Source organism: Urbifossiella limnaea (genome assembly GCF_007747215.1).
GTDB classification, from domain to species: Bacteria; Planctomycetota; Planctomycetia; order Gemmatales; family Gemmataceae; genus Urbifossiella; species Urbifossiella limnaea.
Map to the genome: position 1 here is coordinate 4924021 of NZ_CP036273.1, position 16123 is coordinate 4940143.

The 16123-nt window shown below is 70.8% G+C and carries 10 protein-coding genes; 7 read left to right on the forward strand and 3 right to left on the reverse strand.

Annotated elements, in window-relative coordinates; genetic code table 11:
- Positions 1-79: 79 nt before the first annotated feature.
- Both ETAA1_RS33495 and ETAA1_RS20135 read right to left on the reverse strand, forming a co-directional pair.
- Positions 80-6541 (reverse strand): type I polyketide synthase, encoded by a 6462-nt coding sequence (locus ETAA1_RS33495; RefSeq protein WP_145241614.1) that lies wholly within the window; start codon positions 6539-6541, stop codon positions 80-82.
- Positions 6542-6580: 39 nt separating this feature from the next.
- Positions 6581-8221 carry a PfaD family polyunsaturated fatty acid/polyketide biosynthesis protein gene (locus ETAA1_RS20135; protein ID WP_145241617.1) on the reverse strand — a complete coding sequence of 547 codons (1641 nt, stop codon included), beginning with the start codon at positions 8219-8221 and terminating at the stop codon, positions 6581-6583.
- A gap of 136 nt (positions 8222-8357) precedes the next feature.
- Here ETAA1_RS20135 and ETAA1_RS20140 point away from each other — a divergent pair, with 136 nt between their 5' ends.
- The 4 genes from ETAA1_RS20140 to ETAA1_RS20155 are packed head-to-tail and all read left to right on the forward strand — an operon-like array spanning position 8358 to position 11526.
- Positions 8358-8588 carry a NifU family protein gene (locus tag ETAA1_RS20140; protein WP_145241619.1) on the forward strand — a complete coding sequence of 77 codons (231 nt, stop codon included), beginning with the start codon at positions 8358-8360 and terminating at the stop codon, positions 8586-8588.
- A gap of 2 nt (positions 8589-8590) precedes the next feature.
- Positions 8591-9421, forward strand: a complete 831-nt coding sequence (locus tag ETAA1_RS20145; RefSeq protein ID WP_145241621.1) for a sugar phosphate isomerase/epimerase family protein — start codon at positions 8591-8593, stop codon at positions 9419-9421.
- A gap of 40 nt (positions 9422-9461) precedes the next feature.
- Entirely contained in the window at positions 9462-10436 is a 975-nt protein-coding gene (locus ETAA1_RS20150; RefSeq protein ID WP_145241623.1) for a Gfo/Idh/MocA family protein, read from the forward strand.
- Between the two features lie 40 nt (positions 10437-10476).
- Positions 10477-11526 carry an SGNH/GDSL hydrolase family protein gene (locus ETAA1_RS20155; RefSeq protein WP_145241625.1) on the forward strand — a complete coding sequence of 350 codons (1050 nt, stop codon included), beginning with the start codon at positions 10477-10479 and terminating at the stop codon, positions 11524-11526.
- A 29-nt stretch (positions 11527-11555) separates the two neighbouring features.
- Here the strand turns inward: ETAA1_RS20155 and ETAA1_RS20160 are convergent, their stop codons facing one another.
- Positions 11556-12707, reverse strand: coding sequence for a Gfo/Idh/MocA family protein (locus tag ETAA1_RS20160; protein ID WP_145244726.1), 1152 nt, complete (start codon positions 12705-12707; stop codon positions 11556-11558).
- 110 nt (positions 12708-12817) lie between these two features.
- Here ETAA1_RS20160 and ETAA1_RS20165 point away from each other — a divergent pair, with 110 nt between their 5' ends.
- The 3 genes from ETAA1_RS20165 to ETAA1_RS20175 all read left to right on the forward strand — a co-directional run bounded on the left by ETAA1_RS20165 (position 12818) and on the right by ETAA1_RS20175 (position 16118).
- Positions 12818-13459 carry a DNA-3-methyladenine glycosylase family protein gene (locus tag ETAA1_RS20165; RefSeq protein WP_145241627.1) on the forward strand — a complete coding sequence of 214 codons (642 nt, stop codon included), beginning with the start codon at positions 12818-12820 and terminating at the stop codon, positions 13457-13459.
- Between the two features lie 85 nt (positions 13460-13544).
- Complete coding sequence (locus ETAA1_RS20170; RefSeq protein WP_145241629.1) at positions 13545-15308, forward strand: copper amine oxidase; 1764 nt, start codon at positions 13545-13547, stop codon at positions 15306-15308.
- Positions 15309-15590: 282 nt separating this feature from the next.
- Positions 15591-16118, forward strand: a complete 528-nt coding sequence (locus ETAA1_RS20175) for a helix-turn-helix domain-containing protein (RefSeq protein ID WP_145241631.1) — start codon at positions 15591-15593, stop codon at positions 16116-16118.
- Positions 16119-16123 lie beyond the last annotated feature (5 nt).

Below are 16123 nucleotides of genomic sequence, written 5' to 3' on the forward strand. Positions count from 1 at the left end.
GTATCCACCCCTGCCGGACGCGCCGCGGCCCGCCCCTCGTCGGGACGGGCCGCTGTCCCGCAACCGACGCCCGCACCGTCTACGCCTTCACCGCCCCGAGTTTGTTGCGGGTGAATGCCGCGTTAAGCGTGTCCGTCATCATGCACTCGTAGTCCTGGAGCTGCGCCACCACCTGGCCGTCGGCGTCGAGGTAGTCGATGTCCGCCCGCGCGAACGTGCCGTTGTCGCGCGTCACCCGGGCCACCACCGTCACCGGGCCGTCGGGGAAGTGGCGGCGGAACTGGCGGTACCGGCCGGCGAAGTTCGGCAGGCTCGCCGCCCCGTGCTGGTGCCGGCTCCACAGGATCATCAGCTGGAAGCTCGCGTCGAGCACCAGCGGGTCGGCCACCCACTGGCTCCGCAGCGGGTACGTCAGCCAGTCGGCGGGCGGCGGGGCCGTCGTCGCGGCACCCGTGATCGCCAGCTCGGCCACGCCGTCCACGCGCTCGATGCCGTGCAGGTCGGGGCCGTGGAACAGCAGGTCGCGGTACACGTCGGCCATCGGGTGCGGGTACGGCGCCACCGCCGGCGGGCGGTCGGCGGCCGGCGGCTTCGGAAGCGCCGACACCAGGATCACCTCGGCCCGCGACTTGATGACCTCGCGGCCGTCCTTCTTCTTCCCGCGCAGCTCGACCGGCACCAGGAATAGCTTGTCCTGCCGTGCCGCCTTGCCGGCGTAGGCACGGACGGCGAGCGAGTCCCCGGGGTCGAGCTTCACCCCGGCGGTAATGCGCAAGTCGTTGAACCCGTGAAACACGAGCCCGGGGTGGCCGTGCAGTGCGGCGTGGGCCAGGAACTCCAGGTGCAGCGCCATCGGCAGCACGGCCCGGCCGTCGAGCACGTGCGACCGCAGCACCGGGTGTGTGTCCACGTCGAGGGCCCGCTCGAACGCCAGCGCCAGGTCGGGGTTCGGCACGGCAGAGTGGGTGCCGGAGCCGGGCGGCGCCGGGGTGGCCGTGCCGAACCCCGCCGGCACCGGAACTGTGCCCGACCCGCCGGCGCGAGCCTTCCCCATCGCCAGCACTTCCACGGCACGCCCGGCCGCGGACAACTCGTTCACCAGGAACGTCGCCCCGTCGGCGAGGGGAATCAGCCCGACGCCCTCGGCCTCGAACTGCCTCCGCAGGCCGGGCGTCACCATGCCGCCCTCCCACGGCCCCCAGTTCACGCACACCACGCGGCACCCCGGCCGGCGGCGGGCCTCCACCTGCGCCGTCTTGTTCAGCACCTCGTTCGCGCAGGCGTAGGCCAACTGCCCGGTACGGCCGAACCGCCCGGTCATCGAGCCGAACAGCACCAGCGCCTTCAAGTCTTCGTGGGCCAGCAGGTCGAGCAGGTTCCGCAGGCCGTCCACCTTCGTGCGGTAGACGCGGTCGAAGTCGTCGCCGGTCAGGTCTTCGATGCGGCGGTCGGCGAGGACGCCGGCGCCGTGGACGACGGCCGAGACCGGGCGGTACTTCGACCGCACCTTCAGGAGCAGGTCGGCGACGGCGCGCTCGTCCCCGGCGTCGACGGCGAAGTACTCCGCCTTCGCGCCGGCCGTTTCGATCCGGGCCAGCGTGCGGCGGATCTCGCGCTGGGCGGTCACCTTGCCGTACTGCTCGCCGATCTGCTTCGGGCCGGCGTCGGGGCCGAGCCTTGCGGCCAGCGCCTTCTTGATGTCGGCCTCGGCAGTCAGCCCGACGAGCCAGTCCGGCTCGGCACTCGGCGGCGGCGTGCGGCCGGTGAGGATCAGCGTCGAACCGAACGTCTCGGCGAGGGCAACGGCGGCCTCGGCGGTCACGCCGCGGCCGCCGCCGGTGACGAGGATCACGTCCTTCGGCCCGAGACCGACCGGCTGTCCGCCGGCGCGGCGGACGGTGCGGGCGAGTTCAACGGTCCCGCGGTGTGTCGCGGTGACGCCGACTTCGAGCGGGCCGGCGGCGAGGATTTCCTCCGCCAGTGCCGCGGCTGCGGACGGGCCGTCGAACGCCGGGTCCAGGTCGATGGCCTTGCAGTTCACCTCGGGCCACTCGTGCCGGGCCGTTTTGACCAGCCCGGCGAAGCCCCCGGCCGCGGGGTCGGTGTCCGGGGACAGGTGGTTGAGGCCGAACGCGCCGTCGAGCCGGGCGACCGTTACGAAGACGGCCCCGCCGCTCTGCCGGCCCGTCTGCCGGAGCCGCCCGCCGACGGCGTGGAGCCAGTCGAACGCCCGGCGGTTGAGCGTGTTGTCCGGCCACGGCGTCGGCGGGGCGAGGAGCACGAGCCCGGCCAGCGGCGCGGCCGGCTTGTTGGTGCCGGGGCCGGACCAGCCCATGACCCGCGCCGCGAACCCGGCCGCCGCCAGCCGTTCGGCCACGCCGTCGGTCAGGGCGTCCGGCTCGCCGACGACCCACACCTCGGCCCCGGCCGGGACCGGCACGCGCGACCGCGGCGTGGCCGTGTCCAGGTCCACGAGTTGCAGGATGCTGCGGTCCACCTTCTCGGTCGAACCGGCGGACTGACGCGGCGAGTCGGTGCGGCCGTTGGCGGGGGCGGCGGCCGGGTGGATGTGCGTCACCTGCTCCGTCAGCGGTGCAGAGAGTTCGGTCGGCGGCGCCGCTAGCACCGGCGTGCGGAACGTGGACGGCCCGCCGTCCGTCGCCGGCACGATCGGCATCCGCGCCGTAACGGGGGCTTCGGGCACGGGGAACGACTTGCGACCGCCGAGGAAGTTGGCCAGGTCTTGCAGCGTGTGCAGCGTGCCGAGGTGCTCGGGCTTCACGGCCGGGGCGTCGGGCAGCTTCTCCTGCAGGGCCGACAGGATTTCCACACGCTTGATCGAATCCACACCCAGGTCGGTGTCGAGGCTCTGCGTGAGGTCGAGACTCACGACGGGGTACCCGGTCTTCTCCGCGACCACCTCCAGCAGCACGCGCGTGACGTCGGCGGCGGGGTCGGCCGGCTTCTCAGGTTCGGCCTGAACGATCAACGGCAACTTCTCGGGGCCGACCGGGACGGTGCGGGTCAAGTCGTCATCGCCGACGGGCGCGACGGCGGTGCCACCGCCGAGGAAGTCGGCCACGTCCTTGAGCGTGTGCAGCGTGCCGAGGTGCTCGGGCTTCACGGCCGGGGCGTCGGGCAGCTTCTCCTGCAGGGCCGACAGGATTTCCACACGCTTGATCGAATCCACGCCCAGGTCGGTGTCGAGCCCCTGCGACAGGTCGAGGCTGCCGACGGGGTAGCCGGTCTTCTCCGCGACCACCTCGAGAAGCGTTCGCTCGATTCGGTCCCGGTTGCCGGTCGGCTTCGGCGCCGCCGGCACGACCGGGTTCGGGACCGGCGCGGGCCGGGGAACGGGCGCGGCGACCGGAGCCGGCGGCGCGTACGCGACCAGCGGCGGGAGCGGCGGCAGCACAACCGGCGGCGGGAGCGGCGGCAGCGCCACGCCCGCACCGATGCTCCCCATCAGCAACGCCTGCTGCTGCTCCACCAGCGCCTGGAGCGTACGCTGTGCCGCCTCTTGCGACTCGAGAAACTGCCGGTGCAGCGACGCGGCCTGCTCCTGCATCCGCTGGAGTGCGGCGAGGCTCTGCTGCGTCGCGGACAGCGCCTGAGCGAGGGCGGTGGGGTCGGTCATCGCGGAGCCCCGGGCGGGGGTGGGAGACGGTTTCGGCTTGCCGTTCACGTGTGGCGTCGGCCGCGGCGGCAGGGCGGGGCGCGGGTTTATGTGGTTCGCCCCGGTCAGCGGGACGATCAGGCCGGGCTTCGAGTCCGGGGCCGGCGGCCGGCAGCGGCTGCCGGCTTCCCACTCGGTCAGCCGCACGGCCACGCCGCGCGCCGCGAGGCGGGCGAGCGTATTCCCGAAGTCTAGCACGCCGGGCCGCTTCCCCCCAGTAGCATCGACCGCGAACACGTCCGCGTCGCCCACGCCGGCGTCGGCCAGCGTCGCCTCGACGAGCCGCGTCAGCACCGCCCCGGGGCCGACCTCGACGAACGTCCGCACCCCGGCCGCGGCCAGTGCCTTTACTTCGTCCACGAACGCGACGGGATTCGCCAGTTGGTTCGCCAGCAAGTCCTTCGCGGCGGCCGCGTCGGCGGGGTACGGCGCGGCCGTCGTGTTGGCGAACACCGGGGCCGCGCCCGCGGCGAGCTCCACGGCGTTCAGTGCCTCCCTCAGCGGACCGGCGGCGTCGGCGACGAACGCGCTGTGGAACGCCGCGGCGACCGGCAGCCGGGCGCACTTCACGCGCGCGGCCGCGAACGCCCCCGCGGCCCGCTCGATCTCGGCGGTGCCGCCCGAGAGTACCGTTTGTGCCGGGGCGTTGCGGTTGGCGACGACGACGTTCAGGCTCTCGCGGCGGATCACGGCGTCGATGTCGGCCGCGGGGGCGAACACGGCGAGCATGGCGCCGGCGTCGCCGTCGCGGCCCTTGGCCATGAGTTCGCCGCGCAGGCGGGACAGCGTGAACAGGTCGGCGGCGCTCAGACGGCCGGCGGCGGCCAGGGCAACGAGTTCGCCGTAGCTGTGCCCGGCGAACGCGGCCGGCTTCAGGCCGAACCGCTCGCTCAACACGCGCCACGCCCCCCAGCTCACGGCACCGATCGCGGGCTGCGCCGAGCGTGTGTCGCGGAGGGAATCGTCGTCCGCCTTCGCGGCGGTGGCGTCGAAGCGGCTCGGCGGGTAGACGCGGTCCGTGAGGCGGACGCCCGCTGTGGCAGGCACGGCGTCGTTCGCCGCGGCCAGCGATTCCAGCACTTCCGGGAACAAGCACGCCAGGTCGCGGAGCATCCCGACCTGCTGCGAGCCCTGCCCGGGGAACAGCACCGCGACCGCCCCCGGAGCCGCGCCGCGGCCGTAGTGGACGCCGTCCGGCGTGTGCCAGCTCGCCGCGTTCGGTTCGCCCCGAAGCTTCGCCGCAACCGCGCCGAGCACCTTCGACAGTTCGGTGCGGGTGCGGTGCGCCGCGAACGCCAGCCGGCAGTCCGCGGACGTGTCGAACGCGGCCCGGCTCGCCTCCGCGGCGCGGGCGAAGTCGTCCCATTCGGTCGGCAGCGATTCGACCTTTGCGGCCAACTCGGCCGGCGTCGCGGCTCCGAGAGCGACGACTTCGACGCCGCCGTCCCAGTCGGGGGCGGCCTTCGCGGGGCGGTATTCTTCGAGCACCGCGTGGAAGTTGCTGCCGCCGAACCCGAACGCCGACAGCCCCGCCCGCCGCGGGTGCTCGGCCCGCGGCAGCCACGGGCGGGCCACGGTGTTGACGTAGAACGGTGAGTCGGCCGCGCGGAACGGCTCGACCGGCTGCTTCACCTTGAGCGTCGGCGGCAGCACCTTGTGGTACAGGGCCAGCGCCGCCTTCACCAGCGACGCCGCGCCGGCCGCCGCCTTCGTGTGGCCGATCTGCGACTTCACCGAACCCACGGCGCACCACGGCCGCGGCTTCGACGTGTCGCCGCCGAACACCTCGACCAGCGCCGTGGCTTCCACGGTGTCGCCGACCTTCGTGCCGGTGCCGTGCGCCTCCACCAGTTCGACCGTGCCGGGGTCCACGCCGGCGATTGAATACGCCGTGCGGAGGCAGCGCCGCTGCCCCTCGGCGCTCGGGGCGTAGATCGCGTTCCCCTTGCCGTCGCTGCTGGAGCCGATCCCTTTCAGGACGGCGTAGATCGTGTCGCCGTCGCGCTCGGCGTCGGCCAGCCGCTTCAGCACGACGACGCCAAGGCCTTCGCCGAGGATGGTGCCGTCGCCGTCGGCGTCGAACGGCTTCGCGTCCCCGGTCGGCGACAGCGCCGGGGTCTTCGAGAAGCACATGTACATGAAGATGTCGTTGAACGTGTCGATGCCGCCGGTCACGACCACGTCCGACCGCCCGGCCTGTAATTCGAGCGCGGCGAGATGCACAGCCGACAGCGAGCTGGCGCACGCCGCGTCCACGACGCAGTTGGTGCCGCCGAGGTCGAGCTTGTTGGCGATGCGGCCGGCGACGACGTTCCCGAGCAGGCCGGGGAAGCTGTTCTCCTGCCACGGCACGTAGCTGGCCGCGATGCGGGCGGCGGCGTCGGCGGCGGCGTCGTCCGGGACGCCGGCGTCCTTCATCGCCCGCTTCCACTTCGGGTGCCCGAGCCTGGCGCCGAGCGGGATCACCAGCTCCAGCGTGCCGGTGACACCGAGGATGACGGACACCCGTTCGAGCCGCTTCGAGGCGTTCCCGAGGCCCGCGTCGGTGAGCGCCTGGCGGGCAGCGACGAGCCCGAGGAGTTGGCTCGTGTCCGTGGCTTCCACGTCGCGCGGCGGGATGCCGAAGTCCATCGGCCGGAACGGCACTGCGTCCAGGAACCCGCCGCGGCGGGCGTAGGTCATGTCCGGCGTTTTCGGGTCGGGGTCGAAGTAGTCGTCCGGGTTCCAGTGCGACGCCGGGATCTCGGTGATGCCGTCGACGCCGTTCTTGACGTTCGCCCAGAACGCGCCCGGCCCCGCCGCCTTCGGGAACAGGCAGCCGATGCCGACGATCGCCAGCGGGGTGTTGCCGGTCGCGGTGTTCAACGCAGGGGTTCCTCGAAGCGCGGGGGCGACACGGCCGCTCTAGCTCAGACGCTGTTCGATCTCGGCGCGATCGACGGGTGCGAGGGCGAAGCACTCGTCGGGGAAGTTCACGCCCTGCTGCCGCAGCGCCTGGCGCCGCAGCACGACGCACGCCCCGGCCAACAGGTTCAGCGCGACGCCCACCACGGTGCGGTTCGCGGGGCTCTCCAGCGGCGAGCCCTTCGCCCACTCGTTGAACGCCCCCATCGCGGGGCCGCACCACACCTGGTAGTCGAGCTGCCGCGTCGGCTCGCCCGCGTTCGCCCACCGGCTCGACAGCCCCAGGTACCAGCGGAACACGAGCGCCATCAGGTGCCGCGGGTCGGCGTCCGCCTTCGCCACCTGACCCGGCTCGCGGCCCTGCCAGAAGGCGCGCGTCTCGTCCCACCGCTGCTCGAAGGACGCCTTCAGGTGCGTCTTCTCAACCTGGACGCGCTCCGCGGCCGGGATCGCTTCCCAACTCGGATAGGCGCGGTACAGGTCGTACAGCTTCTGCGCACGCATCGGGAACATGGTGCCGCGCTTGAGCACCTGCAGCTTCACGCCCATCTCGAACATGTCGGCCGCGGGGGCCATCGTCACGTCGGCCTGACCCGCCTCGGCGAGCATCTTCCGCACGGCGTCCGAGCTGCCGGACTCGACGCACGCCTGGTTCACGCTGCCGGTCACGACGTAGGCCGCACCCATGGCGAAGGCCGCGGCCACGGAGGACGGCGTGGCGATGCCGCCGGCCAACCCGACGCGCGGCGGCGTGGCGTACTTGAACTGCGCCTGCAACCTGTCGCGCAGGGCCAGGATCGTCGGCAGGAGCGTGATCGCCGGGCGGTTGTCGGTGTGGCCGCCGCTGTCGGCCTCGACCGTCACGTCGTCGGCGACCGGGAAGCGAGCCGCGAGTTGGGCCTGCGTCGCAGTGACGTGCCCGGCGGCGACCAGTTCCTTGAGGATGCGCTCGGGCGGCGGCGAAAGGAACTTCGTCGCCACCTCGACGCGGCTCACCTTCCCGATGACGTGGTTCAGCGGGTACGCCATGCCGCCGACGCCGCCCTTGAACCCAGCCACCCGGTAGCGCACGATCGCCGGCGTGAGGTCGAGGTAGGCGCTGGCCTCCACCAGCGGCACGCCCCGCTGCAACAGGAGTTCGGCCGTCGCCATCTCGTGCGCTGGCTCGCCGGGGCTGTGGATCAAGTTGACGCAGTACGTCGCGCCGCCGACCGCGGCCTGAATCTCGTCGATGGCCTGCGCGATCCGCGGCAGCGACTGGCCGGCGGCGCCGTAGCTGCCGAGCATCCCCGCCTTCGCCATCTCGATCACCACCTCGGCCGACGCGATGCCGTTCGCCATCGCCCCGGTCTTGTACGCGAAGCGGAGGGCGTGATCGGCGCGGAACGTCGGGTCGCCGAGTTGCTCCGGCCGCAGCGGCGGCAGATACGCCAGCACCGGCACGCCGTCCGCGGCGCCCAGTTGAACGCGCCCACCAGCCGCGATAGCGGGGCCGTGTTTGGTTTCGACGACGACGACGGGCGAACCCAGATCGCTAACCGCGGCGCGGAGAGCGGCCGGGTCGTCGGTCGGGGCGGAGTCGCCGGGCACCCACGAACCGAGGGGGGCGAACGGGCGGCTGGTCCCGGCCGGGTGCGACATCGCGGGGGGTGGCTCGTGGGGCGGATCGTGCGGTCACAGTAAGACTTAGGGAAACCCCTCTGCCCCGTACAGGGTTCGCGGCTGGGCCGACTTTCGTAGGATAGGTGTGGCTCGAATTCGCCCGGAGAATCGACCGATGGACCTACGTTCCCGCGTCGAACAAGCCCTCCGCGACGAGGTGGCCCCCGCCCTCTCCCTGGACGGATCGCGCATCGAGGTCGTCGAGGTGACCGACGGCATCGCCTCGGTCCGGCTCGCCGGCGTCTGCGGCGGCTGCCCCGCGACGGTGTGGACGCTCCTCGGGTCGATCGAGGCCGAGTTGCGGGCGCGGGTGCCGGAGATCGAACTGGTGGAAGCGGTAGGCTGACCATGTTCGCCGGGTACAACACCAACGGCTTCGCCCACCACCACCTCGCCGACGCCGTCGCCATCCTTGCAGAGCTCAACTACGGCGGCATCGCCCTCACGCTCGATGTTCACCACCTCGACCCGTTCGCACCGGACCGCGACCGCCAACTCCCTGACTGCCGTGAACAACTCGCCCGGTTCGACTTGCGCTGCGTGATCGAAACCGGCGCCCGGTTCATCCTCGATCCACGTCGCAAGCACCAGCCGACGCTTCTGAGCCCGACAGCGGCCGAGCAGCAGGTACGACTCGACTTCCTTCACGGATGTGTGAACGCCGCCGCGACCATTGGCGCCGATTGCGTCAGCTACTGGTCGGGCGCCCCCGTCTGTGCGGCGCCACCATCCGAGCTCATGAGCCGGCTAGTCGAAATGTGCAAGCGCCTCGCCGACGCCGCAGCCGCCGCCGGCGTCCGCCTCGCGTTCGAGCCCGAGCCGGGCATGTTCATCGACACGATGGACAAGTTCGCCGAGCTGCACGCGAAGGTGAACCACCCCGCGTTCGGCCTCACCATCGACATCGGCCACCTCGTCTGCAACGGCGAGTTGCCCGTCAGCCGGTTCCTCACCGACTGGAAGCACGTCCTCTGGAACGTCCACATCGAGGACATGCGGCGCGGCGTCCACGACCACGTCATGTTCGGCGAGGGCGAGGTCGACTTCGCGGACGTGTTCGCCGGACTGCGCGTCGCGGGGTACGCCGGCGGGGTGTACGTCGAGCTGAGCCGGCACAGCCACGACGCGGTGAACACGGCCCGGAAGGCGAAGGCGTTCCTCAGCGCGTACGGGATTTGACGCGCCGCTATAACGTCTTCTCCCTCCCGGAGCCCCGCGCATGCCCATCGACTCCCCCGGCGTCGCCTTCATCGGCGCCGGCGACATCGCCGTCCTCCACGCCGCCGCCGTCAAGAAGGTGCCCGGCGCCCGCCTCGTCGGCCTGTGGAACCGCTCCCAGGACCGCGCCAAGCAACGCGCCGCCGAGTTCGGGTGCAAGGTGTACGCCACCCCTGCCGAGGCCTGCGCCGACCCGGCCGTCGATGCCGTATTCATCCTCACGAACCTGGAAACGCACTTCGAGTACACGAAGCTGGCGCTCGAGAACGGCAAGCACGTCCTGGTCGAGAAGCCGGTCGGCGTGTCGGTCGCCGAGATCGAGGAGATGGACCGACTGGCGAAAACCAAGGGGCTCGTGGTGGTGCCGGGGCACAACTACATCTACGAGCAGTCGATGCAGCGGACGCGCGACCTGGTACGGAACGGCGACCTGGGCAAGATCGTGTCGGCCTACGTGATGTACAACATCCACCACCCCGAGGAGGTGGCCAAGCGCTACCCTGGGGTCGTGCGCCAGATCCTCACCCACCACTCGTACATCCTGCTGTACCTCGTTGGGAAGCCGGTCGAGCTGTGCGCCATGAAGGCGACGCTCCACTACCAGGAGTACCCGGAGGAGGACATCGCCATGGTGCAGATGCGGCTGGAGAACGGCGCGCTGGCCCACTTCTGCGCCAGCTTCGCCGCCGACGACCACGCCGCCGACCCGTGGACGGTGATGGTGAAGGTGATCGGCACCGCCGGCAGCACGCGCTACAGTTACCGCGACCACGTCGAGATCAAGCCGGGGCTAGTTCACAGTCAGACGTACACGGCATACCAAGGCTCGGTGATGAACGAGGTGCGGCACTTCCTGGTGGACTGCCTGCGGCTCGGGGCGGAGCCGCTGAGCACGCTCGCCGACGCGGCGACGGCGCAGCGGATGATCGAGGCCGCGGAGGCGTCGATCCGCGACAAGAGCGTGGTCAAGCTGTAACGACTCAAGTTGCCTCACCCGCGCGACCGATACCATCGGCATGCGCGCCGCACTTGTCCGCCCGCTCGCCGGCTGGCGCCGGCCGCGCCCCGCGCTCGCGCGGCCGGCGCTACGAGCGACCCGCGCCCGCCGGGCGCGCTTCGCGGTGCTCCTCACCCCGCTTGCCACCGCTCTGATCCTGTCTGCCGCATGGGTGGGGGTGGAGACGGTCCGCCCTGAGGTCGTCGATCCCGACTACTTCCAGCGCCGCGACACCCTCCGCGCCCGCGTCGCCGAGAACCCCGGCAAGCCGCTCGCGGTCGTCATCGGCAGTTCGCGGATGGTGCAGGGGTTCTCCCCCGACACGCTCCCGGACCCGGCCGGCGGCCCGGTGCTGTGGTTCAACGCCTCGCACTTCGGCGCCGGGCCAGTGCTCAACAGCGTCGTCCTGTCGCGCCTCCTCGCCGACGGCGTGCGGCCCGACGTGGTCGTGTTCGAGGTGATGCCGGCATTCTGCGTGAGCGAGAACGCCCCGTTCCTGGCTCACCACCTCACGCACCGCGACCTGGCCGGCATTCACCGCTACACGCCGCCGGGCGAACTCGACCTGAGCTACCTCCGCTTCCGACTGACGCGGCCGGCCCGACTCACCCGTGTCGCCGAGCCGTTCGCCGGCATCATCCCGCCGCTCCCTTATGGAGGCAACCCGACGCCGATCATCGACGTGACCGAGGAGGATCGAGCGGCGAGGCTGGTCGTTCAGACGCGGGCCCTTGGCGCGGCCCTGAAGCGCGTGACCGTTCGCCCGGAGGCCGACCGCGCCCTGCGGGCGTCGCTGAAGCTGTGCCGCGAGCGCGGCATCACGCCTGTTTTGGTGTTCTCGCCGGAGGGGCCGACCTTCCGCGCCTTCTACAACGCCGCGGCGCTGGCCCGGTTCGAGGGGTACGTGGCGGACGTGGCGCGGGAGAACGGCGTGCGTCTGATCGACGCCCGCGACTGGCTCGCCGAGTCGGACTTCATGGACTCGCACCACCCACTGCACCGCGGGTCGGTGGCCTTCACGGCCCGGCTGGTTGCAGACCTGGGGCCGGTTTCCGACCGGCCGCGCTGACCACGGCCGGTTGGAAACCGGGCACACGGTTAGGCCCGGCTCTTGGGGTGGCGGAACGGCACCCAGCCGCCGTCGGCCTTGCTGCTCTCCACGCACTTCGTGATGAACAGCATTCCCTCCACGCCGTCGTACACGTTCGGGTACACCGTGTTCGTCGTCTCGAAGCTCTGGCCCGCGGCGCGCTTCACCATCGCGTCGTAGGCCGTGGTGTACACGTTGGCGAACGCCTCGAAGAACGCCTCCGGGTGGCCGCTCGGCAGCCGCGACGCCGCCCCCGCCGCCGCCCCCAGGTACGGGCCGCCGTTGCGGGTGTAGATCTTGTGCGGCTCGCCGTTCTTCCGCACGATCAGCTTGTTCGGCTCCTCCTGGTGCCACTCCAGCGCCGCCTTCGTCCCGTCCACCTCGATGAACAGGTCGTTCTCCCGCCCGTGGCTGATCTGGCTCGCCGTCACCGTGCCGAGCGCCCCGTTCTCGAACCGCACCGCGGCGACGCCGTAGTCGTCCAGCGCCCGGCCCTCGACGAACACCTTCAGCAGGCAGCTGATCTGCTTCGGCTGGAGCCCGGTGATGTAGCGGCCGAGGTTGTAGGCGTGGGTGCCGATGTCGCCGAAGCAGCCGGCGATGCCGCTCTTCGACGGGTCGGTCCGCCACGCCGCCTGCTTCTGGTTGTCGCTCTCCAGCCGGGTGCGGAGCCAGCCCTGGATGTAGTTGCTGCGGACGGCGTTGATCTCGCCGAGCTCGCCGTTCAGCACCATCTCGCGGGCCTGCCGCACGAGCGGGTAGCCGGTGTAATTGTGCGTCACGGCGAAGACGACGCCGGACTTCTCGACCACCTTCAGCAGCTCCTCGGCCTGCGCGAGGTCGAACGTCAGCGGCTTGTCGCAAATGACGTTGAACCCGGCCTCGGCGAACGTCTTGGCGATCTCGAAGTGCGTGTGATTCGGTGTGGCGACGGACACGAAATCGACCGGGTCCGGCCGCTTCTTCTCGGCCGCGGCCATCTCCTTGAAGGAGGTGTAGGCGCGCTCCTCGGCGATGTCGTAGTCGGCGGCGGAAGCCTTCGCGCGGGCGGCGTCGGAGGAGAGCGCCCCGGCGACGAGGGCGGCGCGGTTGTCGAGGACGGCGGCGGTGGCGTGGACGCGGCCGATGAACGACCCCTGGCCGCCGCCGATCAGGCCCATGCGGAGCTTGCGGTTCAGTGGCGCGTTGGTGGGCACGGGCGGGTCTCCGGGGAGGGGGAAGCGTGCCGAGATTGTAAGCACCCGCCCGCCCCGCGTGCTACAATGGCCGCATGTCCACTACCAACCCGCACGCCAAGGCCGTCCGCCACCTCACGCGCAAGTGCCCGGTCATGAAGCGACTCGTGGCACAGGTCGGCCCTTGCACCTGGGCGCCGGCGAGCGACGACCCGTTCACCATGCTCGTCCGCTGCGTCGTCTACCAACAGATTTCGACGAAGGCGGCGAAGTCGATCTTCGACAGGCTCCTCGCCGCGCTGGGCGGGGCGCCGCTCGGCCGCGAGCGGGTGCTGGCGCTGACCGAGGCCGAGTTCCGCGCCTGCGGCGTGTCCGGGCCGAAGCAGCGCGCCATCCGGGCCGTCGCCGAACACGTCGGCAGCAACCCCGAGTTGCTGCCCGGAATCGAGGAGCGCGACGAGCTGACGCTGCGGAAGCAGTTGGTGGCGATCAAGGGGATCGGCAACTGGTCCGTGGACATGTTCCTGATGTTCGGCCTGGCCCGGCCCGACGTGCTGCCGGTCGGCGATTACGGGTTGCGCGCCGGCGTGATGAAAGCGTTCGAGCTGGCAGCACTACCGACACCCGCGGAAGTCGCGGAGTTGTGCGGCCACTGGAAGCCGTACAGCAGCGTCGGCACCTGGTACATCTGGCGGAGCCTCGGCGGCCCCGTGCCGCAGTCCGGCGACGGCGGCTGATCGCTTGACAGCCTTTCTCGCGGCGGCGACACTACCACTCCTCCCCGTCACAACGTGCGCTTCGTCCCGACCCGGGGGGCCGGTCATGCCGCGGTGGTTCGCGTTGTTGGGTGCTTGCCTCGTCCTACCCGCCCTCGCCCCGGCCCAGGACACGCCCGCAAAGGCGTTCACGTCGGCCGACTTCGAGGCGTTCCTCAAGACGACCCTGAAGCTCGAGTACGAGAAGGGCGACGGCGCGAACGGCTTCACCTACGACCTCGTCGGCACGCCGTACTTCGCGTCGTTCAACGACAAGGCGAAGTACGTCAACTTCCACGTCACGCACCCGAAGGGCCGGCTGACCGCGGAGGCGACGCTCGACCGCATCAACGACTGGAACCGCAAGGCCATCTACTCGCGCGCCTTCCTGGCGACCGGCGGCAACGGCGTGAAGTACGAGGCCGTCATGAGCCTCGCCGACGGCGCGACCCCGGCGCAGCTGAAGGCCTTCTACGACCGCTTCAACAGGGAGCACGCCGACTTCAGCAAGCACTTCGGCGGGGTGAAGCCACCGCCGCCCGAGACGACCGGCCCGCCGGAGGTCGTGAAGATGGGCTTCCCCGCGGCCCGGTTCGACCCCGACGACCCCGCCAAGAGCGACACCGGCTGGGAGGTCACCTGGGACATCCCAAATCTCACGCGCCGCGGCGGCATGAGCGACAGCCGGGTGCTGCGGATCGTGAGCGCCAGGTTCTCGTGGAAGGACGCGAAGAAGCAGCCGCGGTCGCTGGTGGTGGCGCGGAACCTGATGCTGGCGGAGGCGTTCAGCCAGTACGACAACAAGGAGACGTGCTTCCTGGACGTGGCCAAGATCGGCACCCCGATGCTAAAGGCCAACAAGGATTTCCTCGGCCCACTGTGCGTCGGCCCAGGGAAGATTCTGGCGTCGACCAACGCCGACCACGACGGCAAGGTGTACCAGGAGCTCCACTACGACGGCCTGCGCTGGATGGGCGTGTACGACAAGGTTCACGCCCGCGGCGGCGAGAAGCTGGTACTGTGGGCCGCGATGCGGTCGGGGAACTACGCCTTCCTGATGGAGTACAACTTCACCGACGACGGCCGCATCGTCAGCCGGCTGGGGTTCACCGCGCACAACCTGTTCGACCGGGCCGTGCTCCCGAAGGAGAAGGGCGTACCGCACCGGGCCATGCGCACGAAGGACGGCGACGTCCACGCCCACTTCGGCTGCTGGCGGATGGAGTTCGACCTGCACGACCCCGACCGCAACCTCGGCGGCGGCGATCAGAACGCGATCCAGCTGGTGAGCCGCAAGTTCGCCGACGGCAAGTTCGGGCTGAAGCCGCTGCCCTTCCCCGGCGTGGACGCAGCGGGCAAGGCGGTGACGGAGCCGCGGGAGGGGAAGGCGAAGTGGGTGGCGACGGAGTTCACGACGCTGCGGGCGGAGAGCAAGGCGGTGAAGAACACGCGCGGCCAGCCGATCGCCTACGACCTGATGTCGAGCCGGACGGGGGCGGCGTCGGAGTTCCTGCCGCTGGGGAACACGAAATACGTGGACATGGACTTCATCAACTACGACTACTGGGTGACGCGGACGCCGGACGTGTTCCGGCACTACTACAAGGTGCCGTTGCTGGCGGCGGGCGGGCGGCCGCTGGCGGGCGAGCGGGCGACGGTGTGGCACTCGGTGGGCGGCCTGCACGCCCCGCGCGACGAGGACTTCGGCCCCGGCGGCGTGGACGCGGCCCGCGGGGCGGCGCTGACGGAGTGGGTGGGCTTCACGCTGAAGCCGCGCAACCTGTTCGACGGCACGCCGCTGTTCACGCGCCCGATCGAGGAGGCGAAGTAATAGTAGCTGCGTTTAGACCAGATAGCCCAGCTGCGAATATCCTTTGGGCAGCCTGTTGAATCTGCGTCTTAACACACTCTTCCACGAATATCTGTATCGAATCTTTCTCAATGATTCGTTCAATCACGACCTCCGTCAACCACGCCAGGTAACTCTTCTCCCCAATCTTGATGTCTTGGATCTCACTTTCAACGTTTTCATGAACTCGCTCGGCGACTAAGCAGGTCCGCAGAAGTTCTTTCGCAAGCGGCCCTATCGTGGTAGCCTCCCGGGTAGGGGAGGATGGCCGTGGACGCCTTGACACTGACGTACTGGCAGCGACGGCACCTGGAACAGCAACTCCGCTCCACCCGCGATGCCCGCGTGTACCGCCGCACCCTCGCGGTCCTGGGGGTCGCCGATGGGGAACCGGTCGCCTCCGTCGCCGGCCGGCTCCGGGTCACACTCCGGGCGGTCTACCACTGGGTCGCGACCTACGGCCGTGACCACGCCCCGGCGGCCCTCGCCGACCGCGACCGGTCCGGGCGGCCCCGCCTGCTGACCCCGTCGGACCGGGAGCTGCTCCGCGAACTCCTGGGCCGCTCTCCCCAGGAGGTGGGCTACTTCGCCGCCCAGTGGACCGTCCCGTTGCTCCGCGAGCACCTGACCCGCCGCACCGGCCGGCCGTTCTCCGACGACACCCTCCGGCGCGAGTTGCAGCGGATGAGGTACAGCTGGAAGCGGTCCCGCTACACCCTCGACCCGGACCCCGAGTTCGGGGGGAAAAAAGAGGCGCATCCGGCGGCACATCCGGCGACTGCCGGCACGTAGCGTCG

Coding starts and splice junctions, on each gene's coding strand:
- ETAA1_RS20175 (WP_145241631.1), top strand. CDS start 15,591: ATGGCCGTGGACGCCTTGACACTGACGTACTGGCAGCGACGGCACCTG.
- ETAA1_RS20150 (WP_145241623.1), top strand. CDS start 9,462: ATGCCCATCGACTCCCCCGGCGTCGCCTTCATCGGCGCCGGCGACATC.
- ETAA1_RS20140 (WP_145241619.1), top strand. CDS start 8,358: ATGGACCTACGTTCCCGCGTCGAACAAGCCCTCCGCGACGAGGTGGCC.
- ETAA1_RS20165 (WP_145241627.1), top strand. CDS start 12,818: ATGTCCACTACCAACCCGCACGCCAAGGCCGTCCGCCACCTCACGCGC.
- ETAA1_RS20170 (WP_145241629.1), top strand. CDS start 13,545: ATGCCGCGGTGGTTCGCGTTGTTGGGTGCTTGCCTCGTCCTACCCGCC.
- ETAA1_RS20135 (WP_145241617.1), bottom strand. CDS start 8,221: ATGTCGCACCCGGCCGGGACCAGCCGCCCGTTCGCCCCCCTCGGTTCG.
- ETAA1_RS20155 (WP_145241625.1), top strand. CDS start 10,477: ATGCGCGCCGCACTTGTCCGCCCGCTCGCCGGCTGGCGCCGGCCGCGC.
- ETAA1_RS20145 (WP_145241621.1), top strand. CDS start 8,591: ATGTTCGCCGGGTACAACACCAACGGCTTCGCCCACCACCACCTCGCC.
- ETAA1_RS20160 (WP_145244726.1), bottom strand. CDS start 12,707: ATGGGCCTGATCGGCGGCGGCCAGGGGTCGTTCATCGGCCGCGTCCAC.